The sequence below is a fragment of the uncultured Brachyspira sp. genome, from assembly GCF_944390845.1.
GTDB classification, from domain to species: domain Bacteria; phylum Spirochaetota; class Brachyspiria; order Brachyspirales; family Brachyspiraceae; genus Brachyspira; species Brachyspira pulli.
Map to the genome: position 1 here is coordinate 1 of NZ_CALXRM010000073.1, position 16,319 is coordinate 16,319.

Consider the following 16,319-nt stretch of genomic DNA (forward strand, 5'->3'; position numbering starts at 1 on the left):
CAAAAATATAACTTTACTTTTGACAAAGTATAGTTGTTTAGGTATATACTAAAAATTTTTAACTTTGTCAATTTTTTTGTTCTTTTTCCCGCCGCACGCCACAGGCGGACTTCGTCAAAGAACAAAAAAGTGCAAATATAAAATTAGTATTAAATCATACTAATTATGTTTTACATACATGTAAGATAAATTGCTAAATTTAAGCCAAAATGCAGTCTTTCGCGAAGCGTATCCTAGCCTGGCGAGGATATAGGTTCTCGCCGAAGGCGGGCTGTGACTTGTGCCACCACCGAGTAGGTGCCTTGCCTACGGCACGCAGAGCGTCGGCAAAAGAACTGGGGGGTTACGAAGTACGCAGAGCGGTGGGGTTAGTCCCCGAAAATAATAACAATATAAAAAATAAAATTGGCAAAATATAATTGTTTAGGTATATACCAATTCAATGCTTAAAATGTATCATTAAATAAAATCCTAATTGCCTTTATCTTTTTATCGATAATTAACACGATATATAATAATTTGGAGTGATAAAGTGCCAAGATACGAGCAGCTTAAAGCTAAATCTAAAGGTATATTGTATACAAGACAAATAAGAAATGATAGCAAGGAAATAAATTTAAAAAAGCCTTTAATTATTTCTGTTTCTTTTATAATTCTTGTTGCTGTAATTTTTTCTGTTGTAAAAAAATATTCTCCTATGGTGGATATTGCTATAAAGGATTTTTTCAGTATTAATCATAGTCAGGCTTTGGTTTTAGAAACTGACGGTGTTTCAGAAAATTCTGATAAAATGAGTTTTTTGAATAATATACCTTTATTTAATTTTTTCATCAAAGAAAATACAAATGAAACTTTATCAGTTATGACTTATGAAACTAACTCTAAAATAGAGGCTGGTTTGGATACTTTTGCTGATATAGATAATTTTACTAATTCTAGTATTATAACTAAAGAATCTTTACTTCCTTTCTTTAATAACAGCGGAAGCAATAATTCTATACTTTATGACAGCGGATATGTAGATTATGGTGATAATCATGCTTCTGTTTTATTTTCCGGAAGTAATTATAATATGAATAATAATGATGATAATAATAATCTCTTATTAGAAGAAAATACTGATGATGATATTGTTATAATAGATAATAATCCAGATATTAATAATACAGAAACTTATTATGAAGAAAGTACAATAAATACAGGAAGTACAGAAAATATTGATAATATTGATAATATAGAACAAAGTGCTGAAACTGATAAGCCTTATAATTATTTACAGCAGATGATATTAGAAAACAGAAACAATAATAATTCTCAAACATTAAATGAGAGAGTTCCTGTTAATAATAATAATAATAAAGTTAGTACCAATACTAAAAAAGTTAATACTTCACAAAATAATAATAAAGTTTCCCAAAGTACTAATAACAAAAGTATGTTTGCTGATATTCTAAAACCTCAAGGAAATACAGCAAAGAGAGAAACTACAACTATGAAGCCGGCATCAAGTACAACTTATGGTACTAAAACTCCTTCAAACTATACTCCAACTACAGAGAAAACTACAAATGAAAAATATACTTTTAATGTAGATGAGTATTTGAAAGATAATAATGTTAATAAAAAAGATAATGAAGTTAATACTGTTCAAAGAGAAGAAAATAATAATGAGAAAAAAACAGATAATAATTCTCAGTTAAGCAGAAAAGAAATTATTCAGTCATCTGTATATACTATTAATAATGATTCATTGGATAAAGCTAATATTGATTATAATAGAGTAATTAATGATATGGTTAATCCTAATAACAATAACTCTGTTATAAAAAGAGATGATACTTCTGTTAAACAAGATGATAGTAAAATAATAAATAATAATAGTATAGATAATAATTTAAATAATAATAACAATTTAAATAACTCTGTTATAAAAGAAAATGCTTCATCAGAAAAAACATATAAAGAAGAATTGATGAAGAAAGCTCATAATGATATTAATAATTACAGAAGAAAAAAAGCAAATAATACTATCACAAGAGCTTCAACACAAAGAGAATTGAAAAGAAATAATGATGAAGGTATATATTTAGTGGAATACAGTGAAAATACTGGTTCTATAACATTAATATTTAGAGAGAGAAAATTTAATAATAAATCATCTGTAGAAGAAGCTATAAAAGAATTACTTATAGGTGCTACCGATGAGGAAAATAGCAGAAATATAATAAGCTGTATACCTAAAGATACAGAATTACTTGATATATTTGTTGAAGGCGATACAGTATATCTAAACTTTAATGAGAGTTTCGAATTTAATCCTCTAGGCAATGAAGGAACTATGGTTCAAATTTATCAATTTGTGTATACTGCTACTCAATTTGAGGGAATAGATAATGTAATATTCCTTATAAATGGTCAGTTGAATGAAACTATAGGTGCTGAAGGTGCTATAGAGAATATGCCTTTTAGAAGATTTGAAAAGTAATTTATTTCCTTTTATAAATTATTTTATTATGTAATTATAATTGTTATAAATATTTTTCTTTATAATCATTTATAATAATATTCTATAATTGTAAATTAAATTTTTTATTATAATATTCAATATTGATATTTGTTTGTATTTGTGTTAATATCTTATACCTATGATTAGTATATTTTAATTAAAGGATATTTGGTGTGGTTAAATATTTGAATATTGATGAGGCTGTTGATCTCATAAATAAAAATGATGATGTACAGTTATTGGATATTAGAAGTCCTGAAGAAACAGCTGTAACTGGCTTTATAAAGGGCAGTGTATTGGTGGATTTAAATGATCCTAATACAGAAAAATTGATTTCTGGTCTTGATAAGCAAAAAAAATATTTACTTTATTGTGCCAGCGGAAGCAGAGCGGGGTTAGTTGCTATATATATGGATAAGAGCGGTTTTTCAGAGGTGTATAGTTTGAGAAATGCTGGGTATAGTCAATTAGCTATTGCTTTGAAGAATATAAATTAATATTTGTTTTATTAAAAAGCTAGTATTTAAAAAATATAAATACTAGCTTTGATATTGTTTTTATATTTATTCTTTTATTCTACATAAGAATAGAAAAATCTTCTTATTTCTAAAGTATCTACTGAAACATCTTTAAGTTTTGGGCTTTGCATTGATGGTGCTGTATAATGATAAAGAGGTATGAATGCCATGTCTTCACCTATAAGCATATCTTCAGCCTTATGCATATTAGACATTCTTATTTTGTTATCCATAGTATTTTTAGCTTCTAATATAAGTTTATCATAATTAGGATTATTATATCCCACTCTGTTTCCTGCACTTGTGCTTACAAATAGATCAGCAAAAGTCATAGGGTCAAGATAATCTCCTATCCAATCTGCTCTGCAAGTAACATACTGTCTTGTTTGTCTGTTCTTTTGAAATACTGACCATTCTTCTTGAGTAATAGTCATATCTATGTTTAAATTTTCTTTCCACATTTGCTGAACAGCTTCTGCTATTGTAACACCGGCACCAGGATTGGTTTTAAACTCTAATACTGGGAAATTATTGCCGTCTTTATATCCTGCCTCTTCTAAAAGTTTTTTTGCTTCTTCAATATTAGATTGATAATCTTCTTTTTTTACACTGTAATATCCGCCGCCGTTTTCTCTGAAATCGCCTGTAACATCTTTAAGTCCGTAAGGTATAAATGCAGCTGCAGGCTTTTCTCCGCCTTTAGTGATATTTTCTACGATGTAATTTCTATCTATTGCAAGTGCTAATGCTCTGCGTACTCTTTTATCTTTTAGTACTTCGTTTGTATTGTTTAAAGCATAGTAAGCAGTTCCTAATGAAGGTGTTACAACTAAATATCCTTCTTCTCTAAGCAAATCTATATCATTTGAAGGTATTTTATATGAGTATAATATTGAACCTTCTTTTATAGCGGCATAAGCAGTTGATACATCTGAAAACATTATGAAATCTATTTTTTTAGCTACTATAGCATCTTTATTCCAATAATTAGTATTTAATTCTAAAGATATTATTTCATCTGGTCTTCTTTCTACCATCTTGTATGGGCCGTTACCTATATATGTATCAGGTGAAAAAGTCCAATCATCACTTATAAATTCTTCTCTAAGAGGTGAAAATATAGGTACAGATGCCAATTCCAAAAAATATGCTGTAGGAGTTTCAAATTCTATAAGCAAAGTTTTTTCATCTATTGCCTTTACTCCAAGTTCCTCTATAGGTAAAGTCCCTTCTATTATTTTACTTGCATTTTTTATTGGCGTAATTAAAAAACTATAAGCTGATGCAGTTTTTGGATCTGCAAGTCTTCTAAAAGAATATACAAATTCTTTTGCTTCAACATTCTTTCCATCAGACCATTTTGCATTATCTCTTAAATGAAAAGTCATTTTTAGTCCGTCTTCGGATATATCCCAGCTTTCAGCAACTCCTCCAATTATATTATTATCCTTATCTTTTGTTGTTAGTCCTTCAAATACATGTACGGCATATATCATACTGTCTATCGCTGATAAGAATGAAGGGTCTATACTTTGAGGCTCAGCCCCTATACTTACTCTGATGCTTTCGCCTGATTTATCTTTACTGCCGCATGCAATTAATGTAAAGATAAAAATACTAATTAAAAATAAATAGATCGTTTTTTTCATAAAGCTTATCCAATTATGTAAAATATTATGTTAATATTTAATTTATACATAAAATATTAATATTTGTCAATAAATAAAAAAATTATATTGTAAAAATAATGATATTCATAAATATTTTATATTGACAAACATATAGAGTAGGTATATTATGTTTACTTGTATTTGGAATAAAAAATTAAGGGAACAATTATGATTAAAAAAAGTATATTGATTATATTTTCTATTATAGCACTTATGTCATGTTCAAATAAAGAAAATAATAATATAAATAATAATTCAGCAGAAGTAATTCAAACTAATGAAATAGCAACTAATAATTATTCATCAGATTCAGTTAAAACAGAAGAAGTTAAAAATAATAAAAATAAAGGCATAGAATGGATGTCGCATCATTATTATATGAAAAATTATGATGGTGATTTCTTTTCTGTATATTTAAATGACAGATGGCCTGACTATATAGACAGCTATTCTGAATTAATGCCTAATTATGAAAAGATAAAAACAGCTTTTAATTATAAAAATTTAAATGATATAAATCAATTCTATAATAAAAATAGTATTCTTGATATAACAAATAATAGAATATATGCAGAAGCTGAAAACGGCGATAGTATAGAAACTACATATTCAAATATTACATCATTTAAAATGACTTCCAAATCATTAAATAGCTCATCAAAAGAAATAAATACTACTTCATCATTGAAAGCTGCAGTATATAATTATGTGTATACAAATGTTTCAGAAACTAATGAATATGGAAGTGCCTCAACATTCTCATATAGAGATTCTATATTTTTACTTATACCTAATGACACTAACAAATTAGAAGTATATGATAAAATTTCTTTTGATATAAATGAAGATTTTAATTTAAATAATTTAGGAAGAAATGAAAATTTAGAATTTGAAGATAAAAAAGGAAGCATATCAAAATTATTTGAAAATAATATGAGTGATTTTTATAATGAATGGATAACAAATTCAGTTTACAGCTATGAATCAAGTGAATCTATCAACATAACTTATTTTAATGATAAAACTATATCTATAAGAAGAACTTCAACACTATATTTAGGCGGAGCACATGGAGTGTATAATAATTATAATTTAGTATATTCATTGGAAACAGGTGAAAAAATAGAAGTTACTAATTTTATAAAAGATTTTGATGATACTGAATTAAAAAGCCTTATGAGAGAAAAACTTTTATCAATAGAAGACAGAAATGAAGAAAGTTACTTAGTTCCTTTAGATGAAATAACTTTAGCTGATACATCTTTTTATATCTATGCTGATGGTATGCATTTTGTATGGCCTATATATACTATAACTCCTTATGTTTTAGGTGAAACAGAAATAGTTTTTGACTTTGATGAAATTAGACCATTTGTAACAGATTTATATAGTTATGTATTAGAATAATATTAATATTATTTTTTATATTTAGGGTTTTGTAATAAATAAAAATTGCAAAACCCTATTTTTTTATTAATTATATAGATGTTCTTTGAGTCTGTTGATGTAAAAAGAACAACAAAAAGTTGATAAATTTAAAAAATTTCAATATATACCTAAACAACTATATTTTGTCAATTTTTACCTTTTCATAAATGTAAATTATAATTTTTTATAAAATAAAAGATTATCTAATATTAAGAAATATGTTTTACTTGTAATATAGATTTATTGATTTTTATAATAATGAGTAATCAGCCGCACACTTTACAGTGCTTCCTTCGGTCGCGTATAAAGGACATTCGTTAAGAATAAGCGATACCGTGCGGGTTGCCACTACGGCTAGTAGTTGACAAAGTTAAAAATTTTTAGTGTATATTAAATACAAATACTGCAAAGCTGATGTTTATTATTATTCGATTTACTTAATTTCCTTGCTTTTTTTATTAGGCTGAAATGTTTCTTATATTCTTTTAATTGATAATAGCATATAGCTAAATAACATATGGAGGATATATTATCTTCTTCAAGCAAACTTAATTGTTTATTAAAATTATCTATAGCATTTATATAGTCTTTAACAGATAAATGGCAAAGTCCAATATAATAGTATACAGAATCATTGTTTTGTGATATATATTTTGCTTCTAAAAGATTCTCTAATGCTTTTTTATATTTATCTATTCTATAATATGATATTCCAAGCAGCAGTATTGATTTATAATCTTTTTCATTATTTTTACTGTATAATTCTATAGCTTTTTCTAAATATTCTATAGCCTCATTATAATTTTCTAATTTATAATAGCATAGTCCCACTGATTTGAAATTTTCAGGATTATTGTTATCTATACTTAATACATTGCTGTAATATTCTAATGCTTTTTGATAGTTAGATAAATTATAATATCCGGAAGCTATCCATCTATGTATATTATGATTATACGGCGATAATTCTAATGACATTTCCAAATATTTGATTGATTTTTCATATTCATTTATATTGTTATATGAGGCTCCTAAGTAGAAAAAATAATAATAATGTATATGTGTTTTATTTTTTATTGCCATATCAAAGGCTTTTTCAAAGTATATAATAGCCCTTCTGTAATCTTGAAGCATATATAAAGAAAATCCAGCCCTAAAATAGTATATAGAATTTTCTTCAAACTCTAATAACTTTTTATATACTTCAAAAAGATTCTTATAATCTTTATTATTGTATAGTTTTTCAGCTTTTTTTATATAATATTCTTTATTCATAATTATATATAGTAACTTATTATCTATATTTAAAAAAACTTAATAGATACCGATATGTCAAAAAATAATAATTAAAAATTTACTGTTAAATTATTCATATAGTTATTAATAATTTTAGCTAATCTTTCCGAAAATTATAATAAGAAATATAAATATGTAGAGAATAATATGGCTATAATAGAATTTAATATACCTACAAAAATAACATTTGGAGTAGATTCTCTTGATTGTTTAGCGGATACTATAAAAAAGTACGGCGGAAGAACAGTTCTAGTAACAGACGGAGCTTCTTTCAATCAAACAGGATTAATAGATCAAGTAGTAAATAAGCTAAATGACAAATTTATTAATGTAATGGTATATTCTGACATAAATTCAACAAGTACAAGCGATGCTGCTGATATAATTGCCAATTTGGTAAGATATAGCAAAGCAGAATCAATAGTTGCTGTAGGCGGATTTAAAATACAAAATACAGCTAAAGGTGCTGCTGTTGTTGTTACTAATAGCGGCGAGGCTTCTGACTATATTAATGGCCAGCCTGTATATCATAATCCTTTGCCTGTTATAGCTGTACCTACTATATTGGGCTCTTTATCTGAAATAGCTACTGGAATGTGTCTTTATGACAAATATGATGAAATAAATAAGCAAAATAATGAAAGTAATGTTTTTGCTTCAAATTGTATAATAGATCCTTCATTATATCTTACAGTTCCTGTAAAATATACTATAAGCAGTGCTTTATCTGTATTTGCTTTATCTTTTGATATATATATGAGCAATACTCTTACAAGCATAACTGAACCATTAATAGTTCATGCTATGAAAATAAGTATGCAGGGCTTAAAAAAATTGATAGCTGACAGTAATAATGTTGAGAATATTGTACCTTTGGCTACTGCTAATATGTTATGTGCTGCATCTGCTTGTCATAGTTCTTTAGGTGCTATAAGAGCTTTATCTATTGCTATAAATAGTGTTTATGCTGTTAATAAATCTATGGTTTGTACTATATTATTGCCTCATATAATGGAATATTATATTACTGTTGCACCAGATAAATATGTTGTATTAACAAATGTTATAGATGGTATAGACCCAGAAATGACTCCTTTTGAGATAGCTAACCAATCAGCACAGCATATAAAGAAATTCTTACTTAATATCAATTTGCCTACAAGATTAAATGAAATAAATATAGACAGAAGCAAATTTGATAAGGTTGCTGAGTTGGCATTGCAATATAGCGGTATGGATCAGCTTCCTAGAGCTATGAATTTTGATTCTATAATGACTATATTAGAACAGGCTTATTAATTTAATCTTCGCTTCTAGGAGCATATTTATAAGGTTTCTTATGAAGTGCCTCTATAAGTTTTCTATTAGGCTTATAATTAGTTATAGTTGGCAGTGTTTTGTATTCTATAGTTTGGCAATGATAGTTTTCAGCGTATTTATTGTATGCTAAGCACATTAAATATTCTAAGTTAATAGTGTCAAGTAAATTATAATGTATTAATGAATCTATAGCTGTTTCATCTTTAGTATCTTGATAATAATTCCAAAGTAAAACGGCGGTGTATCCATTAACACCTACCATATTATCACCTCTTGAAATGCCCACATCTTGTTCTATTTTTTTTAATCCGCCGGTATAACCTAAATCCTTTAAAACAAAACGCAAATCTATTTGGGCACATTTTATTGTTGTAGCAAAGTATCTTTCTAAAAATGGTATATCAAAACAAGAGCCATTAAATGTAACAACTATAGAGTAGTTTTTTATATAATCCAAAAACTCATGTTCATTTCTGCCATGTACAAATACTTTCATATCTTTGCCGTCATAGCAGCCTATAACTGTAACATGAGCTTTTGAAGGTTTTATTCCAGTGGTTTCTATATCCAAAAATACAGTTTTATCCATAAGTACAGGATAAAGTCTATATATAATTGGAGTAGGGAACCTCTTTAGAAAATAATTATAATTTTTTGTTTTATAATTATATATAGTTCTAGGCAATTCATCTTTTAATGCTTCCCTCATACTTTTGGGCATAGCATAGTAGTTTATTTTATCGAGAGTATCCTCCCAATCAATAACTCCTTCTTCCCATAATAAGCTTTCTTTTTTCTCTCCAATACCTTCTATATGCTGAAATGTTTTTTTTAGTAAATCCACATGATTGCCTTTATTTGTTATTTTGTATAAAGTTTATTTTCTTTTCCACTTAACACCTTGTGGTGTATCCATTATTTCTATACCCATAGATAATAATTCATTACGTATCTCATCTGCTTTTTGATAATTCTTTTCTTTTTTGGCAAGTGTACGTTCTTCTATAAGTTTATTTATTTTTTCTTCATCTTCACTGCTGTTTTCTGCATCTGAAATTTTGAAACAATTTATTATATTATTTACTCTTTCTATGAATTTCAAAATAGCATCTCTTGTGTTTACATTTATAGAATCAAAAGAAGTATTTATATTTTTTACAAGTGTAAATAATACTCCAAGAGCCTCTGATATATTCAAATCATTATAAATAGAATCTGAAAACTTTTCGTTAGATACTTCTAATTCTTTTAATAAATTGTCATTAACTTCATTTGAATCAGTTTTATTTATATCTTTTAATCTGAATATAAGATCATTTACTCTATCAATAGCACTTTGAGATTGTTTTATACCTTCTATAGTGAAATTTAATTGTTTTCTATAGTGTGAGTTTATAAGAGAATATCTTATAGCTTCAGGAGAAAGTCCTTTATTGATTAAATCTCTTAAAGTATAGAAATTGCCTTTAGATTTTGACATTTTCTCTCCATCAACTATTAAGTGCTCACAGTGAAGCCAATAATTAACAAATTTTTCATTGAAAGCAGCTTCATTTTGTGCTATTTCATTTTCATGATGAGGAAATTTATTATCAACTCCGCCTGTATGTATATCGAAATGCTTTCCTAAATATTTGCAGCTCATAGCAGAACATTCTATATGCCAGCCAGGTCTTCCTTTTCCGAAAGGAGAGTCCCAACAAACATCTCCGTCTTCTTCTGTATATGCTTTCCAAAGTACAAAGTCGCTTGCATTTTCTTTATCATATTCATCATTAAGTACTCTGCCTGAAGCTCCGTCTAATAATTCTTGTTTATCAAGATTAGCTAATTCTCCATATTGCGGGAATGTGCTTATTTTGAAGTAAACAGAACCGTCTGCCTCATAAGTATGTCCGTTTTTCTTTAGAAGTTCTATAATGTCAATCATTTCCTTTATATGATCTGTTGCAGCAGGATTGACAGTAGCTTTTTTTATACCTAATGTTTTTATATCTTCAAAGAATGCTTCTTTATATTGTTTAGTATAATCTTGTAAAGAAATATGATTTGCTTTAGAGTTCTTTATAGTTTTATCATCAACATCTGTCAAATTCATTACTAACTTAACATTATATCCATAATCTTCTAGTACTCTTCTAAGTAAGTCGCTGAATACATAAGCTCTGAAATTACCTATATGAGCGTAATTATATACTGTAGGACCGCATGAGTACATTCCAACTTCATTTCCGTTTATAGGTTTAAATACCTCTTTTTCTCTAGTTAGTGAATTATAAAATATTATCTCTTTCATATTAAAAATTATTCCTTAAAATATTATTAACATTTTACTTAAAAGACTTTATTTGTCAAGGTACTATTATTCATTTTTTACAACTGAATTCTTTATATGTATAGTAGAATTATATACAGAAATAAATAATACTATAATTATATACATTTTTAATTCTATTTACAATCCCCGCCCGTTAAATTTATTATTTTTATCTGCGTTTATTGAATTATTTTCTATATAGTGCTGTAATGATTATTAAAAGCCCGCCCAAGTTTTATATATATTTTTTGATTAAATTAACGCACGGTGTATTATTTTTGATATATAGAGTAATTTATAAATAAAAATAATTTTTTCTTTAATATTTATTAAACGTGCGGTGAGCAGATTTTTTATGATATAAGGTGTAGAAAAAAATCCCCCTTAAAATAATTTAAGAGGGATAGTTTTTATTTATTCTAAAATAAATAAAATAATTTTCTAAATATAACACTTAATAATAAAAAGTTACATAGGTTTATTCTTTTTTATTACTACAGTAGCCTGTTCTTTATATTTAGATATTAGGCTTTTGAGATCTTTCTTCTCTTTTCCTTCTGTTTGTGCCATTATTTAATTCCTCCTTGAATAATGAATAATGTTTTTTAGAAGCTGCCTTCTCTCCAAACTTTAAAGTCCGGATAGTCAAGCTTTTGAGATTTATCTTCATACCATTTGCAAACGGCTGCTGACATATTAATAACATAAAAGTTAAACTCTGTTTTCCAGCCATCATTTTTGAATTGGGCAAATGATGGTATAAATTTATTATTAATTGTTTCGTATATATTATTCTGTTCGGATTCTGTAGGAATATTATTATCTTTTATTGCTATTCTTAATATTAAATGAATAGACATGCAGGATAATGTAGATGTTAATCTGCTGTATTCATTAAACATTTGATCTTTAGATGAATTTTGTGATAATGTATCCATCCACAATTTAATAAGATTTCCAAGTGCTTCCAATTGTTCTGGTGCAGCGTTTTTATCTGTAACGATATTGGCATATTGTTCTGCTAATTGAGCAAAAGTCATAGTGGAATTTTCATCTGATATTGATATATCAGCCACTTCTTCTATTTGCATTGATTTTACCATAGAATTATTCTCAGCATTTGCTTTAATATTTGTTGTTATAAACACAAATGAAACTAGCAATAAATAAATTAAACTTTTTTTCATAAAATATGTTTCCATTCATTTGTTATGCCTCTATTATCGTCATCAATTAATTTGTCAATAGACTTATTTTTTATTTGGAATCTTGAGTTTTTTATAATAAATATTGTTTGTAGTAAGATTTTATGATAATTTGCTAATAAACTATAGAATGATGTGATTTTTTTTATTATAATTCTTTTTAATCTATTCTAAATCCCGCCCTTTATATTTATTAATTTATATCAAAATTATAGTGTTTTTATTTTTTATCATTACAAAATAAAAAGCATGCCCGCCCAAATGGAAATTAGATTTTTTATATTATTAACCGCACGTTTGATTACTTATTATTTATTATGTAAATTTGAAATCATAATAAATTTATATAATAAGAAATCATACAACGTGCGGGATAAAAATAATATGTTTTAATATTATTATTATTTAATTTTTATTTATAACTTTATTTTTAAATTTCTTAAATTTCTTCTATCCACTCAATTACTTTTGGGAATATATTCTCTCTATCCATTTTATTAAAGAATATTCCATTTACTAAATCATTATGGAAAATATTTTTATTTTCAATAACTATACATTTAGCCAAGTCTTTATTAAAGCTATTTATTTTATTAGAAAATGTAATTGCATTATCAACTTCGCATATAGGGTCTATTTCAGAATGTACGCATAATACTTTGGTTTTTTCTGTTCCGTCTATGTAGTTGTAAGGATTAACTGATTCCAAAGTGTATTCTTTTGAATCTCCTATAAGCTGATCTATCATAGAAGCTATTCTTTTATTTACGCATACATCAAAATTAATTGGTCCGCCAAGTGATATATAACCTTTAAAAAGACTAGCATCTACATTATATTTTTTCTGAAGTTCTTTGTTATAAACTAATAATGCTCCAAGATGTGCTCCGGCAGATGAACCTACAACTATTATGTTTGAATAGTCTATATTTTTTTCTTTTAAAATAGAAAGTGCTTTGTTGAATCCTGAAAATACATCATCAATTTGATTAGGATATTGATATTTTGGAGTTAATCTGTATCCTAATAAAATAGTATGATATTTTTCTTTTGCAAATGCTCTGCCTACAAATTTATATAGATTAGGGTTTCCAGCTTTCCAGCCTCCGCCGTATATATAAACTACTAAATATTTTTTTGCCTTTTCTTCAGGTTTTAATTGAGGCGGAAAATATAATATATATTGTGCTTTATTTTTATCAAATTCATATTTTAAGGGCTTTATTTTTTTATCGGCTCTTATCATATTTACTGCCATAGTAGGGAAGGTTAAATATTCTCCTACTAGATGTTTTCTTTCTTCTGATTTCTCTTTTTTTTCTTCTTTGTTTTCTTGCATTTTCATAAAAAATACTCCTATATAAAAACTATAAATTAAATATCTTTTTTATTGATATTATCAGCTCTTTATTAAAAAATATAAACATTATTATCATACAAATAACAGCAATTATAAATGCTAATAAACCGCTCCAATATACAAAATTAAATAATGAAAGTATTATCATTATCATAGAAATAAATGAAGCTGATATTATATATGATACATATTCATTAAAATATTTTCTGTCTATTACGGCAATTAAAAACATAGCTATATTTAAAGCTGCTGATAAAGGTGCTATAACATAATTAAATGACCATTTATTAAATCCAGTGAATATATCAATTATTATAATCAGCGGCAGAACTATAAAGAACTCTATAATAAGTTTTTGCCTTATATAAAGTGTTTTTGCAGTGAAACATACATAGGTAAAATATGCTGTTATTACTGATGAGGCAGATATTACAGACCAATTAAATTTATTTGAAGTAAATATATCAATAATAATTAATGCTATAATAGCTGTTATTGAACATACTAATATTAATTTGTTTATATTAATTTTATTTTGCATCTTATAAAATGATTCATAAGAAGGATATTCTTCAGGTATTATTTTGTTTTGTTTATTATCAAATTCTTTAAAGCATAAAGGGCATTTGTTTTTATTGGTTTTTATTTCTAAATTACAATTATTGCAGTATGACATATATTATACTCCAAAATCATTAGAATAAATTTCTATTTCTGAAATATTAGATATATATTTAAAGAAATATTTTATTATATCTGTTTCTATTATTGTTCTTTCAAATGTTATTGACAATTTATCATCAAAACTGCATACTCCGCAATTTAATGGGCTATGTATTGTAGGGTAGAGTACCGCTTCAAAATGACTTATATAATTTTTCATTTCATCAGGAAGTACTATATTTCCAAAATTGGATATTGTCATTGTTTTTGTTTTATCTTCTATATGTTTAAATACCAAATTTATCATGAAATTTTTAATGAATAATGGTATGAATTTGGCAAATATATTATTTTCCAATTTTGTGTTTTCATATATGAAGTTTTTCATCTTCTCTTCATTTATTTTTTCTTTCATTTCATTTTTTACTATCTCTGTAATATTTTCAAATGTTAATTCTTTATTAGTTTCTACTTTTATATTAGCTATTCCAAAAAAATTTTTTAAAGATATTGATGGAAATATTTTTCTTAAATTAACAGGCACACATATAACTATATTTTTGCCTTTAAGTTTATTTTTTATTTTTGTTTGATAAATAGAATAAACAAGAACTGATAAAATATATGCTGTGATTGTGATATTATATTTTTTACTTTCTTCTTTTATTTTGTTTAAGCTTATAATACCATGAACAACATTATTTCCATATACTTTTAATGGTTTGCCTTTTATTAAATATATATTTTTTATTTTATCTTCTCTTTTTGATATTTCTCTGTTTCTAGTATGTACTTCAAAACTATCATCATAATCTTCTTTAGAGTATGTATCATCTTTGAGTATATCATTGTTTTTATCATCAATGTTTTTTGAAGAAAAAATAAAATAGTTATATAGTAAAGATTTTAAAAAACTTATAAGTGAAGTGGCATCAGCTATAGCATGATTTATTTCAACAAATACTCTATATTTATAATAACCAACTTTTACTAAATAGTTATTATTCAACTTATTATTATCAAAATAACAAGGAGGGTATTCATCTTCCTGCACTATTAATTTTCTGTGATTTTCTTCAAAATAATTCCAAAATAATCCTTTCTTTATTATCAATGCAAATGTAGGAAATCTTTTTATAGTAGTATCTAAAGATTTTTGCAATATTTCAGGATTTACTTCTTCTTTTAACACTACGGACAATCTAAATATTGGCATGTTCTTTTTATTTTTTATAGATACAAAAAGTTTTGCGGCATTGTCCAATTTATATAGATGCTTCATATTACTACACCATAATTTTATATTGAATATTTTAAATTATTTGTTTTATTTTGCAATTATTAAATTTGGTATAATTAATATATTTAGTATATTATAGTTCATTTTTATTGATCATGTATAATATAAAAAATCAGCAATTTTCCATTAATTCTAGTATTATTCCGTCAGGATCTTTAAAGTACAATGCTTTACTTTTTGAAAATCCATAAGCAGTGAAATCAAATTCTTGGGGTTCTGATAAACATTCTACATTGTTATCAATTAAGTGTTTATATGCTTTTTCTATATTATCTACTCTGAAGCAAATTTCTGATATTGAAATTTTATTTAATTGAGATTTATCTTTTATAGTTTTATTATTTACAAATTCCAATAATTCTATAGGAGGGGATATTATATTATCGCTTCCATTAAGATAAGCAATTTTTACTTTACAGTTATTCATAGCAAATAGTTTATCTGTTTCTTTGCCTTCCATAACAGCCTGACCTTTAAGAGTTAATCCTAAAATATCTCTATAGAATTTTATTGAGTTTTCTATATTGCTTACCGTTATTCCAACATGCATTATTTCTTTTAACATATAAATACCTATTGTTTATTATTTTATTATTGTTATATAAATCTAACAAATTGGTATAAAAAATCAATATTAAGAAAATATTTTTTAATAATTTTATGTTTAAGAGCCATAGATATTGCACATTTTTAGTTTAAAAAAAGAAGGTATTCCTTATAATTTAAATTGCTACAA

The 16,319-nt window shown here is 25.9% G+C and carries 13 protein-coding genes; 4 read left to right on the forward strand and 9 right to left on the reverse strand.

Features of this window, described 5'->3' with window-relative positions; genetic code table 11:
- Positions 1-532 precede the first annotated feature (532 nt).
- Together Q0K52_RS12360 and Q0K52_RS12365 are read left to right on the forward strand one after the other, a co-directional pair.
- Positions 533-2,485 carry a GerMN domain-containing protein gene (locus Q0K52_RS12360; protein WP_297299850.1) on the forward strand — a complete coding sequence of 651 codons (1,953 nt, stop codon included), beginning with the start codon at positions 533-535 and terminating at the stop codon, positions 2,483-2,485.
- A 194-nt stretch (positions 2,486-2,679) separates the two neighbouring features.
- Positions 2,680-3,003, forward strand: coding sequence for a rhodanese-like domain-containing protein (locus Q0K52_RS12365; RefSeq protein ID WP_297299852.1), 324 nt, complete (start codon positions 2,680-2,682; stop codon positions 3,001-3,003).
- Positions 3,004-3,077: 74 nt separating this feature from the next.
- Here Q0K52_RS12365 and Q0K52_RS12370 read toward each other — a convergent pair whose 3' ends face one another.
- A complete protein-coding gene (locus Q0K52_RS12370) occupies positions 3,078-4,673 on the reverse strand; it encodes a peptide ABC transporter substrate-binding protein (RefSeq protein ID WP_297299854.1) in 1,596 nt (531 codons plus the stop codon).
- A 189-nt stretch (positions 4,674-4,862) separates the two neighbouring features.
- On the opposite strand from Q0K52_RS12370, the gene Q0K52_RS12375 reads away from it, so the two are divergent.
- Positions 4,863-6,101 carry a DUF3298 domain-containing protein gene (locus Q0K52_RS12375; RefSeq protein WP_297299856.1) on the forward strand — a complete coding sequence of 413 codons (1,239 nt, stop codon included), beginning with the start codon at positions 4,863-4,865 and terminating at the stop codon, positions 6,099-6,101.
- Positions 6,102-6,512: 411 nt separating this feature from the next.
- Here the strand turns inward: Q0K52_RS12375 and Q0K52_RS12380 are convergent, their stop codons facing one another.
- The gene (locus Q0K52_RS12380; protein ID WP_297299858.1) at positions 6,513-7,397 is read right to left on the reverse strand and encodes a tetratricopeptide repeat protein; all 885 of its coding nucleotides are present in this window, start codon (positions 7,395-7,397) and stop codon (positions 6,513-6,515) included.
- A 168-nt stretch (positions 7,398-7,565) separates the two neighbouring features.
- Here Q0K52_RS12380 and Q0K52_RS12385 point away from each other — a divergent pair, with 168 nt between their 5' ends.
- The gene (locus Q0K52_RS12385) at positions 7,566-8,717 is read left to right on the forward strand and encodes an iron-containing alcohol dehydrogenase (RefSeq protein WP_297299860.1); all 1,152 of its coding nucleotides are present in this window, start codon (positions 7,566-7,568) and stop codon (positions 8,715-8,717) included.
- 1 nt (position 8,718) lies between these two features.
- Here the strand turns inward: Q0K52_RS12385 and Q0K52_RS12390 are convergent, their stop codons facing one another.
- The 7 genes from Q0K52_RS12390 to Q0K52_RS12420 form a co-directional block, all read right to left on the reverse strand.
- Positions 8,719-9,582 (reverse strand): ribonuclease H-like domain-containing protein, encoded by an 864-nt coding sequence (locus Q0K52_RS12390; RefSeq protein ID WP_297299862.1) that lies wholly within the window; start codon positions 9,580-9,582, stop codon positions 8,719-8,721.
- Between the two features lie 33 nt (positions 9,583-9,615).
- Complete coding sequence (gene cysS / locus Q0K52_RS12395; RefSeq protein ID WP_297299864.1) at positions 9,616-11,034, reverse strand: cysteine--tRNA ligase; 1,419 nt, start codon at positions 11,032-11,034, stop codon at positions 9,616-9,618.
- Between the two features lie 626 nt (positions 11,035-11,660).
- On the reverse strand, positions 11,661-12,242 hold the full coding sequence (locus tag Q0K52_RS12400) for a hypothetical protein (RefSeq protein WP_297299866.1): 582 nt from the start codon (positions 12,240-12,242) through the stop codon (positions 11,661-11,663).
- A 457-nt stretch (positions 12,243-12,699) separates the two neighbouring features.
- Positions 12,700-13,599 (reverse strand): alpha/beta hydrolase, encoded by a 900-nt coding sequence (locus Q0K52_RS12405; protein WP_297299874.1) that lies wholly within the window; start codon positions 13,597-13,599, stop codon positions 12,700-12,702.
- Positions 13,600-13,627: 28 nt separating this feature from the next.
- Positions 13,628-14,296: a DUF6320 domain-containing protein gene (locus Q0K52_RS12410; protein ID WP_297299868.1), complete on the reverse strand. Its 669-nt coding sequence runs from the start codon at positions 14,294-14,296 to the stop codon at positions 13,628-13,630.
- A gap of 3 nt (positions 14,297-14,299) precedes the next feature.
- Positions 14,300-15,565, reverse strand: a complete 1,266-nt coding sequence (locus tag Q0K52_RS12415; RefSeq protein ID WP_297299870.1) for an alcohol acetyltransferase — start codon at positions 15,563-15,565, stop codon at positions 14,300-14,302.
- 130 nt (positions 15,566-15,695) lie between these two features.
- Positions 15,696-16,148, reverse strand: a complete 453-nt coding sequence (locus Q0K52_RS12420) for a VOC family protein (RefSeq protein WP_297299872.1) — start codon at positions 16,146-16,148, stop codon at positions 15,696-15,698.
- Positions 16,149-16,319 lie beyond the last annotated feature (171 nt).